This window comes from Nakamurella flava (assembly GCF_005298075.1).
In the GTDB taxonomy this organism is placed as follows: Bacteria; Actinomycetota; Actinomycetes; order Mycobacteriales; family Nakamurellaceae; genus Nakamurella; species Nakamurella flava.
Genome location: NZ_SZZH01000001.1, coordinates 446,152 through 462,331 on the forward strand (window position 1 = coordinate 446,152; position 16,180 = coordinate 462,331).

General features: G+C 72.4%; 14 protein-coding genes. 13 read left to right on the forward strand and 1 reads right to left on the reverse strand.

The window, feature by feature from the left end; all coding sequences use genetic code 11:
* Window positions 1–3: 3 nt before the first annotated feature.
* From FDO65_RS02065 to FDO65_RS02105, 9 genes are all read left to right on the forward strand, one after another.
* Entirely contained in the window at window positions 4–807 is an 804-nt protein-coding gene (locus tag FDO65_RS02065; RefSeq protein WP_137447821.1) for an exodeoxyribonuclease III, read from the forward strand.
* The gene (locus tag FDO65_RS02070; protein ID WP_137447822.1) at window positions 804–1,541 is read left to right on the forward strand and encodes a type 1 glutamine amidotransferase; all 738 of its coding nucleotides are present in this window, start codon (window positions 804–806) and stop codon (window positions 1,539–1,541) included. Before FDO65_RS02065 ends, FDO65_RS02070 begins: the two co-directional genes overlap by 4 nt.
* Window positions 1,538–4,633 (forward strand): bifunctional [glutamine synthetase] adenylyltransferase/[glutamine synthetase]-adenylyl-L-tyrosine phosphorylase, encoded by a 3,096-nt coding sequence (locus FDO65_RS02075; protein WP_137447823.1) that lies wholly within the window; start codon window positions 1,538–1,540, stop codon window positions 4,631–4,633. The genes FDO65_RS02070 and FDO65_RS02075 overlap by 4 nt, the downstream gene beginning before the upstream one ends.
* 37 nt (window positions 4,634–4,670) lie before the next feature.
* On the forward strand, window positions 4,671–6,353 hold the full coding sequence (ftsY, locus tag FDO65_RS02080; RefSeq protein ID WP_137447824.1) for a signal recognition particle-docking protein FtsY: 1,683 nt from the start codon (window positions 4,671–4,673) through the stop codon (window positions 6,351–6,353).
* Between the two features lie 255 nt (window positions 6,354–6,608).
* Entirely contained in the window at window positions 6,609–7,973 is a 1,365-nt protein-coding gene (locus tag FDO65_RS02085; protein ID WP_137447825.1) for an ammonium transporter, read from the forward strand.
* Entirely contained in the window at window positions 7,970–8,308 is a 339-nt protein-coding gene (locus tag FDO65_RS02090; RefSeq protein ID WP_137447826.1) for a P-II family nitrogen regulator, read from the forward strand. The genes FDO65_RS02085 and FDO65_RS02090 overlap by 4 nt, the downstream gene beginning before the upstream one ends.
* Before the next feature lie 88 nt (window positions 8,309–8,396).
* Window positions 8,397–10,745, forward strand: coding sequence for a [protein-PII] uridylyltransferase (locus FDO65_RS02095; protein WP_137447827.1), 2,349 nt, complete (start codon window positions 8,397–8,399; stop codon window positions 10,743–10,745).
* Window positions 10,746–10,828: 83 nt separating this feature from the next.
* Window positions 10,829–12,382 carry a signal recognition particle protein gene (gene ffh / locus FDO65_RS02100; protein ID WP_137447828.1) on the forward strand — a complete coding sequence of 518 codons (1,554 nt, stop codon included), beginning with the start codon at window positions 10,829–10,831 and terminating at the stop codon, window positions 12,380–12,382.
* A 7-nt stretch (window positions 12,383–12,389) separates the two neighbouring features.
* Window positions 12,390–13,544 carry an amidohydrolase family protein gene (locus FDO65_RS02105; RefSeq protein WP_240757370.1) on the forward strand — a complete coding sequence of 385 codons (1,155 nt, stop codon included), beginning with the start codon at window positions 12,390–12,392 and terminating at the stop codon, window positions 13,542–13,544.
* 42 nt (window positions 13,545–13,586) lie between these two features.
* Here the strand turns inward: FDO65_RS02105 and FDO65_RS02110 are convergent, their stop codons facing one another.
* A complete protein-coding gene (locus FDO65_RS02110) occupies window positions 13,587–13,823 on the reverse strand; it encodes a DUF4175 domain-containing protein (protein WP_137447829.1) in 237 nt (78 codons plus the stop codon).
* Between the two features lie 211 nt (window positions 13,824–14,034).
* Between FDO65_RS02110 and rpsP the strand changes: the two genes are divergently transcribed.
* From rpsP to trmD, 4 genes are read left to right on the forward strand one after another with little or no spacing between them, the layout of a single operon-like run.
* Window positions 14,035–14,469 carry a 30S ribosomal protein S16 gene (rpsP, locus tag FDO65_RS02115; protein WP_137447830.1) on the forward strand — a complete coding sequence of 145 codons (435 nt, stop codon included), beginning with the start codon at window positions 14,035–14,037 and terminating at the stop codon, window positions 14,467–14,469.
* A complete protein-coding gene (locus FDO65_RS02120; protein WP_137447831.1) occupies window positions 14,466–14,705 on the forward strand; it encodes an RNA-binding protein in 240 nt (79 codons plus the stop codon). The genes rpsP and FDO65_RS02120 overlap by 4 nt, the downstream gene beginning before the upstream one ends.
* A 26-nt stretch (window positions 14,706–14,731) precedes the next feature.
* A complete protein-coding gene (rimM, locus tag FDO65_RS02125) occupies window positions 14,732–15,271 on the forward strand; it encodes a ribosome maturation factor RimM (protein ID WP_137447832.1) in 540 nt (179 codons plus the stop codon).
* 18 nt (window positions 15,272–15,289) lie between these two features.
* A complete protein-coding gene (gene trmD, locus FDO65_RS02130) occupies window positions 15,290–16,060 on the forward strand; it encodes a tRNA (guanosine(37)-N1)-methyltransferase TrmD (protein WP_137447833.1) in 771 nt (256 codons plus the stop codon).
* Window positions 16,061–16,180 lie beyond the last annotated feature (120 nt).

Here is a 16,180-nt window from a genome sequence, read left to right on the forward strand (position 1 = left end):
CTGATGCGACTCGCCACCTGGAACCTCAACTCCATCCGCGCCCGGCTGCCCCGGCTGCTGGCCTGGCTGGAGCGCACCGACGTCGACGTCGTCGCCCTCCAGGAGACCAAGATCGACGACGAGCGCTTCCCGCGGGCCGAACTCGCCGCCGCCGGCTACGAGGTGGCCAGCTTCGGCTTCTCCCAGTGGAACGGGGTCGCCCTACTGTCCCGGGTCGGGCTGACCGACGTCACCGTCGGGCTCCCCGGCGCGCCAACCTGGACCAAGGACACCGACACGCCGGCCGTCGTCGAGGCCCGCGCCATCGGCGCCACTTGCGGCGGGGTACAGGTGTGGAGCCTGTACGTGCCCAACGGTCGCGCCATCGGCGACCCGCACTACGACTACAAGCTGCAGTGGCTGGCTGCCCTCCGCGACTTCGGGGCCAAGACCCTGGCCGACGCCCCCGATCTGCCGATGGCCCTGTGTGGCGACTTCAACATCGCCCCGACCGACGACGACATCTGGTCGGTCGAGTACTTCCACGGCTCCACGCACGTCACCCCACCGGAGCGGGAGGCCTTCGCCGCCGTCGTCGACGCCGGGTTCACCGATGTCGTCCGCCCGCACGCCCCCGGCCCGGGCACCTTCACCTACTGGGACTACACCCAGTTGTCCTTCCCCAAGCGCCGCGGGATGCGCATCGACTTCGCCCTGGCCAGCCCGGCGCTGGCCGATCGGGTCACCGGGGCGTTCATCGACCGCGAGGAACGCAAGGGCAAGGGAGCGTCCGACCACGCCCCGGTGGTCGTGGAGTTCGAGGCGTGAGCGCGCCGCGGATCCTGGTGCTCGAGCACGACGAGGCGGCGCCGGTCGCCCGGCTCGGTGACTGGTTGCGCGCCGCGGGAGCCGAGCTCACCGTGGCCCGGGCCCACGCCGGTGCGCCGATCCCCGCCGAACCCGACGGCTGGGACGGGATCGTCTGCCTGGGTGGGCGGATGGGCGCGGCGCAGGACGAGGTGGCGCCCTGGTTGCCGGCCACCCGCGGTCTGCTCGCCGCCGCCGTCCAGAACCGGGTCCCGACGCTCGGGGTCTGCCTGGGCGCGCAGCTGCTCGCCCTGGCCACCGGGGGATCGGTCGACCCGGGTCTGGAGGGCCCGGAGATCGGCGCGCACCTGGCGGCCAAACGGGACGCCGCCAACAGCGACCCGCTGTTCGGGCCGCTGCCGATGACCCCCGACGTCATGCACTTCCACGACGACGTCGTCTCCGACCTGCCCCCGGGGGCCGTGCTGCTGATGTCTTCCACCGGGTACCCGCACCAGGCCTACCGTGTCGGCCCGGCCGCCTGGGGCGTGCAGTTCCACATCGAGACCACCGCCGCGGACGTCCGGGCGTGGGCCAGGATGACCGACCAGCCGGCGAACTGGCGGCTGGCCGATGCGCTGGACGAGGCGGACGAGGCGATGACCGAGATCTGGTCCGAGTTCGCCGCCCGCTTCGTCGACGTCTGCCGGCAGCGGCCGACCCGACGCATCGAGGTCGGGGTGAGCGCCCGATGACCCGCCCGGCCAGCCGTTCCCCGGCCCGTTGGGGGCTGCCCAACAGCGACCGCGCCCACGCCGATCTCGCGACGACCGGGCTGTTCGTCGACGATCGTCCGGCCCCCGGGGCCGAGGAGGTACTGGCCGCCATCTCCCGTTCCGGCCGGCCGGAGTACGCGCTGCTCGGGTTGTCCCGGTTGTCGCAGGCTCTGTCGACCGACCGCCCGGCGGACGAACGGCCGGCACTGCTGGACGCGTTGCGGGACAACGCCCGCTTCCGGGGTCGGCTGATCGGGGTCCTCGGCGGATCCACCGCCCTGACCGACCACCTGGTCGCTTTCCCGGAGGACTGGCGGCTGCTGCTGACCGAGTCGCCCACCGAACGGCTCGCCGATCCCATCGCCCTGCTCGCTGCGCTGGGGGCTGCGGTCGGGATCGACCCGGCCGAGCCGCCGTGCACCGGCACCGAGGGGGCCCGGGCCCGACTCACCGGGGGCAAGGCCATCGCCGCACTGCGCCGGGCCTACCGGTCGCAGCTGCTCGTCATCGCCGCTCACGACCTGGCGCCCGCGGTCGAGGCCACCCTGCCCACCACCGCGCTGCCGGCCGTCTGCCAGGCGCTGTCCGACCTGGCCGACGCCACGCTGCAGGTCGGCCTGTCCGTCGCCGCCGCCGAGCTGCCCGCCGCCGCCGCGCCGGCCCGGCTGTCCGTCATCGCCATGGGCAAGACCGGCGCCAAGGAGCTCAACTACATCTCCGACGTCGACGTGGTCTTCTGTGCCGACTTCCCACCGGCCCGCCCTGACGCCGATTTCCCCCCGGTCTCGGACGACCAGCCCCGCGACGAGGGCCGCATGCTCGCCACCGCCACCCAGTTGGCGTCCGGGTTGATGCGCGTCTGCGGGGCCGCGGCCTGGGAGGTCGACGCCGCGCTGCGCCCCGAGGGCAAGGCCGGGGCGCTGGTCCGGACCCCGGCCAGCCACGCCGCCTACTACGTGAAATGGGCCGAGACCTGGGAGTTCCAGGCCCTGCTCAAGGCGCGGCCCGCGGCCGGAGACCCGGACCTGGGGCGTCAGTACATGGAGGTCATCGCCCCCGGGGTCTGGTCCGCCGCCGGACGGGAGTCGTTCGTCGCCGACGTCCAGGCCATGCGCCGCCGCGTCGAGGCCAACATCCCCGACCACCTGCGGTCCCGGGAGCTCAAGCTCGGTGCGGGTGGGCTCCGGGACGTCGAGTTCGCCGTCCAGCTGCTGCAGCTCGTCCACGGCCGCACCGACCCCGACCTGCGACTGCCCGGCACCCTGATGGCCTTGCGGTCGTTGATCCGCGGCGGGTACGTCGGCCGGACCGACGGCGCGGAGATGGCCGCCGCCTACACCTTCCTGCGCCGGGCCGAACATCGCATCCAGCTGCAGCGGCTGCGCCGCACCCACCTGCTGCCCGACGACAGCACCGATCTCGAGTGGCTGGCCCGGTCCGACGGGTACGCCGCCGCCGGTTCGTCCACCGCGTCCGAGATCTTCACCGCCGAACGGGTCCGGCACGCCGCCGCGGTCCGCCGCCTGCACGAGAAGCTCTTCTACCGACCGCTGCTCGATGCCGTGGCCGCCGTGGACGAGGGCGAGCTGCGGCTATCGCCGGAGGCCGCGCACGCCCGGCTCGCCGCTCTCGGGTTCCGCGCGCCCGATGCGGCGCTACGGCACATCGCCGCCCTCAGCAACGGCGTGGCCCGCCGGGCCGCCATCCAGCGCACCCTGCTGCCGGTGCTGCTCGAGTACTTCGCGGACAGCCCCGACCCCGACGGGGGCCTGCTCGCCTACCGGCAGCTGTCCGAGGACCTCGCCGACACGCCCTGGTACCTGCGGCTCCTGCGGGACGAGGTCACCGTCGCCCACCGGCTGGCCACGCTGCTCGGCGGGTCCAAGCTCATCGCCAACCTGCTGAACCGGGCCCCCGAGGTGCTGCGGCTGCTGGTCGACGACGCCGCCCTGCTCGAACCGGAACCGGAGACGGTCGCCTCGGCCCTCATCGCCCGGGCCGGCCGGGCCACCTCCGCCCGGGCCAAGGTGGACGCGGCCCGCGCCGCCCGGCGGCACGAACTGGTCCGGTTGGCCTGCGGTGACCTGCTCGGGTTGATCAGCGTCGAGAACATCGGCCGGGGTCTGACGAGCGTGGCCGAGAGCGCCATCCGGGTCGCCCTGGACGCCGCCATCGAACAGGTCAGCGGCGAACGCGGGGGCTTCCGGGCCCGCATCGCGGTCATCGGCATGGGACGGATGGCCGGCGCGGAGATGGGCTACGGCTCGGACGCCGACGTCATGTACGTCGCCGAACCCGTCGACGGGCAGGAATGGGAAGGCGCCCGGCAGGACGCCACCGCCGCGATCGACCTGATGGGGCGGTTGCTGGTGCGTCCGACCCCCGACCCGCCGTTGGACATCGACGCCAACCTGCGGCCGGAAGGCCGCAACGGGCCGATGGCCCGCACCCTGGACTCCTATCGGGTCTACTGGGAGAAGTTCGCCGCCGCCTGGGAACGGCAGGCCCTGGTCCGGGCGCGACCCATCGCCGGGGACGTCGACCTGGGGGTCGCCTTCCTGGCCGCGGCCGACGCCTTCCGGTATCCGGAGGGCGGGTTGAGTCAGAAGGACGTCATCGAGATCCGGCGGATCAAGGCGCGCGTCGACACCGAACGCATGCCCCGGGGTGCGGACCGCACCACCCACACCAAGCTGGGCCGCGGCGGTCTGGGCGACATCGAGTGGACGGTCCAGCTGCTGCAGCTGCAGCACGGCCACGAGGTGCCCGGCCTGCGGACCCCGTCCACCCTGCAGGCCCTGGCCGCCGCGGAGGAGGCCGGGCTGCTCGACGCGTCCGATGCCGTGGCCCTGAAGACCGGCTGGCTGACCGCGGCCCAGGTACGGAACGCGATCATGCTGGTCAAGGGCAAGCCGGACGATCAGATCCCGCGCTCCGGGCGGGACCTCATCGCCGTGGCCCGGGCCATCGGCTACCCGGCCGACGGCGACCCCGGCGAGTTCGTCGACGACTACCGACGGGCCACCCGGCGGGCGCGCAAGGTGGTGGACCGGCTGTTCGACGGCGAGTAGGCGGTCGTCCGGGTCGCCCCTCTGGGAGGATGACCAGGTGCCAACGTGGATCTGGATCGTCATCATCGTCGCCGCCCTGCTCGCGATCGCGCTCGTCGTCGGTTTCGTGCGCTACCGCCGGAGCCGGGTCAGCCTCGCCCCGCCGTCCAGCCCGGCCGCCACCGGGGGGTCCACCGCGCCGCCGGTCAAGGGCGGCGGCTACAAGGCGGGCGGATCCATCTCCTTCTCGACCGGCGGGACGGCCACCGCCGACCGCCCGGCCCCCCCGTCGGCCCCCGTCGAGCCGGCGACACCGCAGGCCCCGGCCCGGGGGACGCGTCCGTTCCCCCCGGTCACCCCGGAGACCACCGACACCGCCCCGCCGCGGCCCACAGAACCATCGGGAGCGCATCCGGTCACCGACCGGCCCGAGACCGACGGACAGCCCGGGGTGGGCGACGACGCCGCCGTGCCTCGCGACTCGGACACCCGCTCGATCGTCGACGTGGCGTTGCCCGATGCGCCGATCGCGCCGCCCGTCTCCAAGCCTGCACCTGAGGTTGAGACTGCACCTGAACCTGAGGTCGAGACTCCGGCGCCGACCGCGACCGCGCCGGCGGTGGAGAGCCCGGCCGACGAGACCCCGGTGGCGTCGCCGGTGGTCGAGCCGGCCCCCGAGGTCGTGCTGCCCCCGCGGCGCACCACCGAGTTCCCGCCGGTGCGAGCCACCCCGCAGGGCCCGGTCGTCGGGGTCCAGCCCGAACCGGCGGTCGAGCCGGTCGCCCCGGCCGACCAGACGGCCGTCGAGGTCGACGAGATCGAGCCCTCGGCCGGTCGGCTCAACCGGCTGCGCGGTCGGCTGTCCCGATCGCAGAACGTCTTCGGTCAGTCCCTGCTCGGGCTGCTGGGTGCCTCGACCATCGACGAGGACTCCTGGACCGACATCGAGGACACCCTGCTGATGGCCGATCTCGGGGCCGGTGCGGCCATGGAGATCACCGACCGGCTGCGCAAGGAGATCGCCGCGCACGGCACCACCGACGCGGCCGGTGCCCGGGCCCTGCTGCGCCGGGTGCTCGTCGACGCCGTCGGCACCGACATGGACCGCTCCGTCCGCGCGCTCCCGCACGACGGCCGCCCCTCGGTCATCCTGGTCGTCGGGGTCAACGGCACCGGCAAGACCACCACCACCGGCAAGCTCGCCCGCGTCCTGGTCGCCGACGGACGCGACGTGGTGCTCGGCGCGGCCGACACCTTCCGCGCCGCCGCCGCCGACCAGCTGCAGACCTGGGGGGACCGGGCCGGCGCGACCGTCGTGCGGTCCGCCGCGGGGGCCGATCCGGCCGCCGTCGCCTTCGACGCGGTCAAGAAGGGCATCGAGACGAACGCGGACGCCGTCCTCATCGACACCGCCGGCCGTCTGCACACCAAGACCGGCCTGATGGACGAGCTCGGCAAGGTCAAGCGGGTCGTCGAGAAGCAGGCGAAGGTCGACGAGGTCCTGTTGGTACTGGACGCCACCACCGGTCAGAACGGTCTGGTCCAGGCCACCGTGTTCGCCGACGTCGTCGACATCACCGGCATCGCCCTGACCAAGTTGGACGGCACCGCCAAGGGCGGCATCGTCGTGGCCGTGCAGCGGGCACTCAACGTCCCGGTGAAGCTGGTCGGGCTGGGGGAGGGACCGGACGACCTGGCGCCTTTCGAACCCGAGGCGTTCGTCGACGCGCTACTGGGCTGACCTGCGCAGACGCGTCGGTCCACCGTCGTTCCGCAACGCTCCGTCAGGTCATGTCGACGTCGTGTCACACAGCGTCGACATGACCGAAACCTCTTCGTAACGACTTCCAGGCCGAGTTCACACCGGTGAAACACGCCCGAGCGTCCCGGGAAACACGAAGGCACGAGTCTTCGAACTGTTCCTGGGCAGTCGCCGAGGTGCCGCTGAAAGGCGGGCACCGAGGTTCGCCCGCCACCGGACGAGCCTGGAGGCTTGATGGAGTTCGAACTCAACAGCGGGAATACCGCCTGGATGCTGACCTCGGCATCCCTGGTCCTGCTGATGACACCCGCGCTGGCCTTCTTCTACGGCGGTATGACCCGCTCGAAGTCCGTGCTGAACATGATGATGATGAGCTTCGGCGCTCTCGCTGTCGTCGCCCCGCTCTGGGTGCTGTACGGCTACTCGATGACCTTCGCCTCCCTCGACGGGGGCCTCGGCGGCATCATCGGTGACCCGACCAAGTTCTTCGCCCTCAAGGGCCTGACCGACGCCGACAGCCTGATGATCTCGACCGGCGTGCCGGCCACGGTGGCCGTCGGCTACCAGGCCACCTTCGCCGTCATCACCGTCGCCCTGATCTCCGGCGCCATCGCCGACCGGGCGAAGTTCGGTACCTGGCTGGTCTTCTCGGCCATCTGGATGACCCTGGTCTACGCCCCGATCGCGCACATGGTGTGGGGCGGTGGCATCCTCGGTGGCACCGGCTTCGTCGCCACGAACATCTCCACCCCGATCGACTTCGCGGGCGGCACGGTCGTCCACATCAACGCCGGTATGGCCGGCCTGGTCCTCGCGCTGATCATCGGCAAGCGCCGCGGCTTCGGCAAGGATCCGATGAAGCCGCACAACCTGCCGTTCGTCATGCTGGGCGCCGCCCTGCTGTGGTTCGGCTGGTTCGGCTTCAACGCCGGTTCCGAGTTCGGCGCCGACGGCACCGCCGGCCAGGCGTGGGTCAACACCCTGGTCGCCACCGCGGTCGCCGCCCTGGGCTGGCTGATCGTCGAGCGCATCCGGGACAAGCACGCCACCAGCCTCGGTGCCGCCTCGGGCATCGTCGCCGGTCTGGTCGCCATCACCCCGGCCGCCGCCGCGGTCGACGTCATCGGCGCCATGGCCATCGGCCTCGTCGCCGGCGCCGTCTGCGCCATGGCCGTGGGTCTGAAGTACAAGCTGGGCTACGACGACTCGCTGGACGTCGTCGGCGTCCACCTGGTGGGTGGCCTCATCGGCACCGTCCTCATCGGCTTCTTCGCCACCTTCGGCGGCGACGGTCAGTCGACCTTCGCGCCGGAAGGCGCGGCCCAGGGCCTGTTCTACGGCGGCGGCTTCACCCAGCTGATCACGCAGACCCTGGTCGCGCTGATCGCCGTCGCGATCTCCGGTGTTATGACCGCGATCATCGGCCTGGCCCTGAAGTACACGATGGGCTGGCGTGTCCCCGAGGAGCACGAGGTCGAGGGCGTCGACGTCACCACCCACGGTGAGGCCGCGTACGACATCGAGCCCGCCTCCGGTGCCGGTGTGTCCGGAGTCCTGAGCCACCCGCTGAGCAACAAGTCGCAAGGAGTGAACGCGTGAAGCTGGTCACCGCCGTCATCAAACCCTTCAAGCTGGACGAGGTCCGGGCCGCGCTGCTGGCCTTCGGTGTGCAGGGGATGACCGTGTCGGAGTCCTCCGGGTATGGCCGCCAGCGCGGTCACACCGAGGTCTACCGGGGTGCGGAGTACACCGTGGAGCTGCTGCCCAAGGTGCGTCTGGAGATCCTCGTCGACGACGAGGACAGCGACGACGTCGTGGACGTCATCGTGCGGGCCGCCCGCACCGGCAAGATCGGTGACGGCAAGGTCTGGACGTCGACGGTCGAGAACGTCGTCCGCGTGCGCACCGGCGAAAAGGGTCCGGAAGCACTCTGACCGTGATCACGGAGGTCCGGCCCGGAATTTCGGGCCGGACCTCCTGTCTTTCACCCTCCGAACACGGAAAGTGAGCGTTCGACGCACCATGCCGAATTCGCCTGTGGGGACGGCGGGCGGTTTCCCCGAACTGCGGACGCAACTGCTGAGCCGGACCGGGGTCACCGGCCCGGCCCGGCGCAAGGCACTGTCCCGGCTGACCGACGGGTGGCTCTCCGAGCTGGCCCAGGAGGCCGGGGTCAACGTCGGGGGCGTGGCCCTGGTCGCGGTCGGCGGCTACGGCCGCGGTGAACTGTCGCCGGCCTCGGACCTCGACCTGGTGCTGCTGCACTCGACCGAGACGCCCGCGTCGTACGCGGGGATGCTGGCCGAACGGCTGTGGTACCCGATCTGGGATTCCAAGGTGCGGCTGGACCACTCGGTCCGGTCGGTCGGGGGTGCCCGGCAGGTGGCCCGGACCGATCTGCCGGCCATGCTGGGCATGCTCGACCTGCGGCACATCGCCGGCGACCCGGAGCTCGCGAGCACCCTGCACCGTCGGGTGCTGGCCGACTGGCGGGCCGACGCCAAGGAACGGCTCGGCGCCCTGCGGGCCTCCTGCCGCGAGCGGGAGGACCGTTCCGGTTCGCTGGCCTTCGCCACCGTCCCGGACCTCAAGGAGTCCCGCGGCGGTCTGCGCGACCTGGTGGTCATGCGGGCCGTGGCCGCGTCGTGGGTGGCGGACTGCCCGCACCAGGGCCTCGAAGAGGCGCGGATGGCGCTGCTGAACGTCCGGGACGCCGTGCAGACGCTCACCGGGCGCGCGACCGACCGGCTGCAGGTCCAGGACCAGGACGCCGTCGCCGAGATGCTCGGCCTCGACGACCGGGACGTCCTGCTGCGGCACGTCGCCTCCATCGCCCGCACCGTCGACCACGCCAGCGATCTCACGTGGCATCGGGTCGACCGCGCGCTCAACCCGTCCCGGGGCCGGGTGACCCAGGTCGACGGGATGTTCGTCCGGCGGGCCGAACGCACGCCGCTGGCCGACGGCATCGTCGAGCAGGACGGCGAGGCGGTGCTGGCCCGGGGGGTGAACCCGGCGACCGATCCCACCCTCGCCCTGCGGGCCGCCGCCGCGGCGGCCCAGGCATCGCTGCCCGTGTCGCCGGCGACGGTGCTGCGGCTGGCCAAGATGTCCCCGCCGCTCCCCGAACCCTGGCCGCGGGCGGCGCTGGATGCCTTCCTCGCGCTGCTGGGGACCGGCGAGCCGATGATCACCGCCTGGGAGGACCTCGACCAGGCCGGGCTGATCGCCCGGCTGCTGCCCGGCTGGGAACGGCTGCGGTCGCTGCCGCAACGCGACCCGATCCACCTCTTCACCGTCGACCGCCACCTGATGCAGACCGCGGTCAACGCGGCCGCCTCGGTGCGGCGGGTGGCCCGACCCGACCTGCTGTTGCTGGCCGCGATCTTCCACGACATCGGCAAGGGGCTCCCCGGCGACCACAGCGAGGTCGGCGCGGAGATGATCGGCCCGTGGCTCGAGCGGCTCGGTGTCGGCGAGGCGGACCGCGCGGTGATCACCACCCTCGTCCGTCATCACCTGCTGCTCTCCGACACGGCCACCCGTCGCGATCCCGACGACCCGGCGACCGTCACCGCCATCGTCGACGCGGTCGGCGACGTGCTCACCCTGGAGCTGTTGCACGCCCTGACCGAGGCCGACGCGCAGGCCGCCGGGCCGGCCGCCTGGTCGACGTGGAAAGCGGGGCAGATCGCCCACCTGGTCACCCGGGCCCGGCGGGCCCTGGCCGGGCAGCCCCCGGCCGAACCGACGCCGATGACCGCGGTGGAGCAGGAGCTGATCGATTCGGCCGACGTCCGGGACGGCGGTATCGGGGTGGTCATCGAGCCGGCGACCGGCGTCGTGCGGGTGACCATCGCCGCGCCGGACCGGTCCGGTCTGCTGGCCGCGGCCGCCGCCGTGCTGACCCTGCACCGGTTGACGGTGCGGGGAGCCGCGGTCCGGACGGTCGACCGGGTCGGTCTGCAGACCTGGTCGGTGGCTCCGGAGTTCGGTGACCCGCCCGCCGCGGACATGCTGCGGTCGGATCTGGTCAAGGCGCTCGACGGCAGTCTGGACGTCCGGGCCCGGCTGGCCAAGAGGACCGCCCCGGCCCGGCGGGGGGTCACCGCGCCCCCGTCCGTGACGGTGGTGGACAACGCCTCGGCGGCGTCCACGGTGCTCGAGGTCCGGGCCCACGACACCCCGGGTCTGCTCTACGCGGTGACGACCCACCTGGCCGGCTCCGGGATCGACGTGCACGCCGCCCGGGTCGACACCCTCGGGGCGGAGGCGGTCGACGTCTTCTACCTCCGGGGGCCCGACGGCGGGCCGTTGTCGCCGGCGACGGCGCGCGAGACGGCGGCGGCCATCCAGGCCGCCCTGGCCTGATCCTGGCCGAAGGGGCGCCGTCCGGGTCTATCGACCGGCCCGGGCGGCGCCTGCCGGTGCCTCGCCTCGGATAACCTTTCGGGGTGTTCGATACGTTGTCCGATCGCCTCGGAGCGATCCTCACCAACCTCCGCGGCAAGGGCCGACTGTCCCCTCAGGACATCGACGCCACCTGCCGGGAGATCCGGGTCGCCCTCCTCGAGGCCGACGTCTCGCTCCCCGTGGTGCGGGCCTTCGTGGCCCGGATCAAGGAGCGGGCGACGGGTGCCGAGGTCTCGGCTGCGCTGAACCCCGCCCAGCAGGTCGTCAAGATCGTCAACGAGGAGCTCATCGGCATCCTCGGCGGCGAGACCCGCCGGTTGCAGTTCGCCAAGAACCCGCCCACGGTCATCATGCTGGCCGGTCTGCAGGGTTCGGGTAAGACGACCCTGGCCGGCAAGCTGGCCCTGTGGCTGCGCAAGCAGGGCCACGCGCCGCTGCTGGTGGCGTGCGACCTGCAGCGTCCGAACGCCGTCACGCAGCTGCAGGTGGTGGGCGAGCAGGCCGGCGTGCCGGTCTACGCCCCCGAACCGGGCAACGGCGTCGGCGACCCGGTGACCGTCGCCCGGGGCGGCGTGCAGTTCGGGCAGGTCAAGCAGCACGACATCGTGATCGTCGACACCGCCGGCCGGCTCGGCGTGGACGCCGAGATGATGGCTCAGGCGGTGGCCATCCGCGAGGCGGTCGTCCCCGACGAGGTGCTGTTCGTCATCGACGCGATGATCGGCCAGTCCGCCATCGAGACCGCCGAGGCGTTTCGCGACGGGGTCGGTTTCACCGGCGTCGTGCTCACCAAGCTCGACGGCGACGCCCGCGGTGGTGCCGCTCTGTCGGTCCGGCACGTCACCGGCGCCCCCATCATGTTCGCCTCCACCGGCGAGAAGCTGACCGAGTTCGACACCTTCCACCCGGACCGGATGGCCAACCGGATCCTGGGGATGGGCGACATCCTCAGCATGATCGAGCTGGCCGAGCAGCATTTCGAGGCCGAGCAGGCCGAGGAGATGGCGGCCAAGCTGGTCGGCAACGACTTCACGCTGGACGATTTCCTGCAGCAGATGCAGATGATCCGCAAGATGGGCCCGATCGGTGGCCTGCTGGGCATGCTGCCCGGCGCCGGGCAGATGAAGGAGGCGCTGGCCGGGGTCGACGACCGCGACATCGACCGCACCGCCGCGATCATCCTGTCGATGACCCCGCAGGAGCGGCGCGACCCGAAGATCATCAACGCCTCCCGCCGGCAGCGCATCGCCAAGGGGTCCGGATCCACGGTGGCGCAGGTGAACTCGCTGGTCGACCGGTTCTTCGAGGCCCGCAAGATGATGTCGTCGATGGCCGGCCGTTTCGGTCTCGGAGGCGGACGTCCGTCGAACCGCAAGCAGGTCAAGGGCCGCAAGGGCAAGACCGGCAAGCGGACCACCGGTCGTGGGCCGACCCAGGCCAAGGTCAAGGGCCTGCCGCCCGGGATGGGCATGCCGCCGGGGATGCCGGGCCTGCCGCCGGGGATGGGTGGGGGAGCCGGTGCCCCGCAGTTCCCCGGCCTGGACCAGCTGCCACCCGGCTTCGATCCGAGCAAGCTGAAGTTCCCCAAGAACTGACGCGTTCATGACGTCGGCCATGGTCTCGGTGCCCAACCTGCACGTCAGCGGGGTGGACGCGGCCACCGGCGAGCCGGTCGAGCTGTGGGCCGCCGCGGGCGTGTTCGTCGACGGGCCGGTGGCCGACCCGATCACGCTGACGGGCTGGGTGCTGCCCGGCCTGGTCGACGCCCACTGTCACGTCGGTTACTCGACCGAGGGGCCGGTCGAACTCGGGGTGGCCGAGGATCAGGCCCGGACGGCTCTGGCCTCCGGTGCACTCGCCCTGCGGGACTGCGGTTCGCCGACCGACACCCGGCCGCTGGTCGGCCGGGACGATCTGCCGGTGCTCGTCCGGGCCGGTCGGCACATCGCCCGCAGCAAGCGGTACATCCGCGGGCTCGGTGTGGAGGTGGACACCGGCGCCGACCTGGTCGCCGAGGTGCGGCGGCAGGCCGCCTACGGCGGCGGCTGGGTGAAGATCGTCGGGGACTGGATCGACCGGGGGATCGGCGATCTCGCGCCCATCTGGCCGGACGACGTACTGGTCGAGGCGATCGCCGCCGCTCACGACGCCGGGGCCCGGGTCACCGCCCACGTGTTCGGCGAGGACGCCCTGCCGGGGTTGCTGGCCGCCGGCATCGACTGCATCGAGCACGGCACCGGTTTGACCGAGGACACCGTGGCCACGATGGCCGACCAGGGAGTGCACCTGGTCCCGACGATGATCAACATCGAGAACTTCCCGTCCTTCGCCGACGCCGCCGGCCGGTTCCCCCTGTACGCCGCGCACATCCGTGACCTGCACGCCCGCTCCGACGCGACGCTGCGGGCGGCCGCCGAGGCCGGGGTGGTGATCCACGCCGGCACCGACGCCGGCGGGTACATCGCGCACGGTCGGCTGGTCGACGAGATGGTCGCGCTCGGTCGGGTCATGTCCGCCCGGTCCGCGCTGGCCGCCGGGTCGCACACGGCCCGAGCGTTCCTCGGTCTACGGAGCTACCAGCCCGGTGACCCGGCCGATCTGGTGGTCTACGACGACGACCCGGGCCTGGACCTGGCCGCGCTGCGGGCACCGCGGGCGGTGGTGCGGGCCGGGGTCATCCGCGCCGGGTTCGCCGCAGCCGATGCCACTGGTCACGCGCAGTCGCACGATCACGGGTACGGCCCGCACGGTCACTGAGCGGGCGGGCCGTGCGGGGCGGCGGCGGCCCGTGGTGCGTCGCTAGCCCCGGGACCGGGGCGAACGCCACCGCGCATTGCCCCAGCCGAACCGCCAACCGACGGCCGCGACCACACCGAACAGCGCCGCGGTGGCGGCCCGGAACCACACTTCCCCGGGCACGAGGCCGAACACGAGGTTGATCACGAAGTAGGCGACAGCGACCACCGCACCGAGCAGCACCGACCGGGGCCAGGAGAACCGACGCCCCGGTCCGGTCTCGTTGTTGGCGAGTGTCACGGTGTGCTCCTCGACTCTCCGACCAGGACGGTTCGGTGGGACGGGCGGAGTCTGGCAGAATAGTCCGGTCACGGCTGTCCTCCGGCCCCTCTCTCCGGAAGATGGCCGCCACTGGTCTGTGCAGTTGCCTGTGTCGCCCGCATCCCCACGCGGGGTCGACCTGCGGCCGTACCGACCGCCCGCGTCATCATCCAAGGAGTCGTTTCCCACCGTGGCTGTCAAGATCAAGCTCGCCCGCTTCGGCAAGATCCGCGAGCCGTTCTACCGTGTCGTCGTCGCCGATGCCCGCACCCGCCGTAGCGGCCGGGCCATCGAGACCGTCGGCAAGTACCACCCCAAGGCCGAGCCGAGCGTCATCGAGATCGACTCGGAGCGCGTGCAGTACTGGCTGGGTGTCGGCGCGCAGCCGACCGAGTCGGTCCAGTCCCTGCTGAAGGTGACCGGCGACTGGCAGAAGTTCAAGGGTGAGCCGGGCGCCGAGGGCACCCTGAAGCCGCAGCCGGAGAAGGTCGACCGTAAGGCCCTGTACGAGGCCGCGCTGGCCGCCGCCGAGAGTGGCGACACCGGTTCCTCGGCGACCACGCCGAAGCGCAAGAAGACCGAGAAGGCTGCCGACGAGGCCGCGCCGGCCGAGGCTGCCGAGTGAGTGTGCTCGAGGACGCCCTGGACCATCTGGTCCGGGGCATCGTCGACCACGACGACGAGGTCAGCGTCGAGCTGGTCACCGGTCGTCGTGGGCGCACGCTGCAGATCCGCGTCCACCCGGACGATCTGGGCAAGGTCATCGGCCGGAACGGTCGGACCGCCACCGCACTGCGCACCGTCATGAGCGCTGTCGGTGGCCGCGGGGTACGGGTCGACGTCGTCGACACCGACCGCTGACCGGCCCCGCCGTCCGCGAGTAGTACGTGAACGATCAGCGACCCGATCCGGCCGCGACCACGCAGGTGGTCGTCGGCCGGATCGGTCGTCCCCACGGGGTCCGAGGTGCCGTCTCCCTCCGACCCACCACTGACAATCCCGAGGACCGATTCGCCGTCGGCGCCGTCCTCGACACCGATCCCGCGTCCGCCGGTCCGCTGACGGTCACCGCGTCCCGGTCCAACGGAACCGCCTGGGTGCTCTCCTTCGCCGGGATCGACGACCGTGACGCTGCCGAGTCCATCCGCGGGGTCGTGCTGACCGTCCCGGTCGACGCGCTCCCGCCGACGGACGACCCGGAGGAGTTCTACGACCACCAGCTCATCGGGCTGAGCGTGGTGACCGAGGACGGCACGGCGCTGGGCATCGTCGACGAGGTCTTGCACCCGCCGGCCGCCCCGGTGCTGTTGGTGCGTCGCCCCGACGGCAGCGCCGAGCTGGTCCCGTTCGTGAGCGCCATCGTCCCGGACATCGATCTCGCCGCCGGACGACTGACCGTCGTCCCGCCCGACGGCATGTTCGCCTGAGGCGACGTCCGTACCCGCATGCGCATCGACGTCGTCACCATTTTCCCGCGCTACCTGGACGCTCTTCGCGAATCGTTGCCCGGCCGGGCGATCGCCGACGGCCGGGTGTCGCTGGCCGTCCACGACCTGCGTGATTGGGCCGCCGACCGCCACCGCACCGTCGACGACACCCCCTATGGGGGCGGCCCCGGCATGGTCATGAAGCCCGACGTCTGGGGGCGGGCGCTGGACTCCGTCGTCGCCGATGCGGAGGAACCACCCATCCTGGTCGTGCCCACCCCGGCCGGCCGGCCGTTCACCCAGGCTGTCGCCGCCGAGTTGGCCACCGCGCCGCACCTGGTCTTCGCCTGCGGTCGGTACGAGGGGATCGACCAGCGCGTCATGGTGGACGCGGCCCGCCGCCTCCCGGTGCGCGAGATCTCCATCGGCGACTACGTTCTCAACGGCGGCGAGGTCGCCGTCCTGGTCGTCCTGGAAGCCGTGCTGCGACTGGTGCCCGGCGTACTGGGCAACCCGCGGTCAGCGGGGGAGGACTCGTTCGCCGACCACCTCGGCGGCCTGCTGGAGGCCCCGTCGTACACCCGCCCGGCGGTCTACCGGGACCTGCCGGTACCGGAGGTACTGCTCGGCGGCAACCATGCGGCGATCGACCGGTTCCGGCGGGACGAGTCCCTGCGCCGGACGGCGGCGCACCGCCCGGACCTGCTCGCCACGGCCGAGTTGGACGACCGCGACCGGGCCGTCCTGGCCGCACGGATTTCCGATCCACCGGGCGATCTGGCAGACTAGAACGGTTGCCGGTGCGCCGGCACACCTGCCGCACCCAGATCCATCGTCCTCGACGAGCGGATCGGTGCGGGCCGAGCGGGCCCCGGTCGTCACCGGATCAGATGCGCCGCTGCGGCATCC

Bases quoted from the DNA above. Each gene is read 5' to 3' on its own strand.
- FDO65_RS02065 (WP_137447821.1), top strand. From the start codon at position 4: ATGCGACTCGCCACCTGGAACCTCAACTCCATCCGCGCCCGGCTGCCC.
- FDO65_RS02105 (WP_240757370.1), top strand. From the start codon at position 12,390: ATGACGTCGGCCATGGTCTCGGTGCCCAACCTGCACGTCAGCGGGGTG.
- FDO65_RS02085 (WP_137447825.1), top strand. From the start codon at position 6,609: ATGGAGTTCGAACTCAACAGCGGGAATACCGCCTGGATGCTGACCTCG.
- FDO65_RS02095 (WP_137447827.1), top strand. From the start codon at position 8,397: ATGCCGAATTCGCCTGTGGGGACGGCGGGCGGTTTCCCCGAACTGCGG.
- FDO65_RS02075 (WP_137447823.1), top strand. From the start codon at position 1,538: ATGACCCGCCCGGCCAGCCGTTCCCCGGCCCGTTGGGGGCTGCCCAAC.
- trmD (WP_137447833.1), top strand. From the start codon at position 15,290: ATGCGCATCGACGTCGTCACCATTTTCCCGCGCTACCTGGACGCTCTT.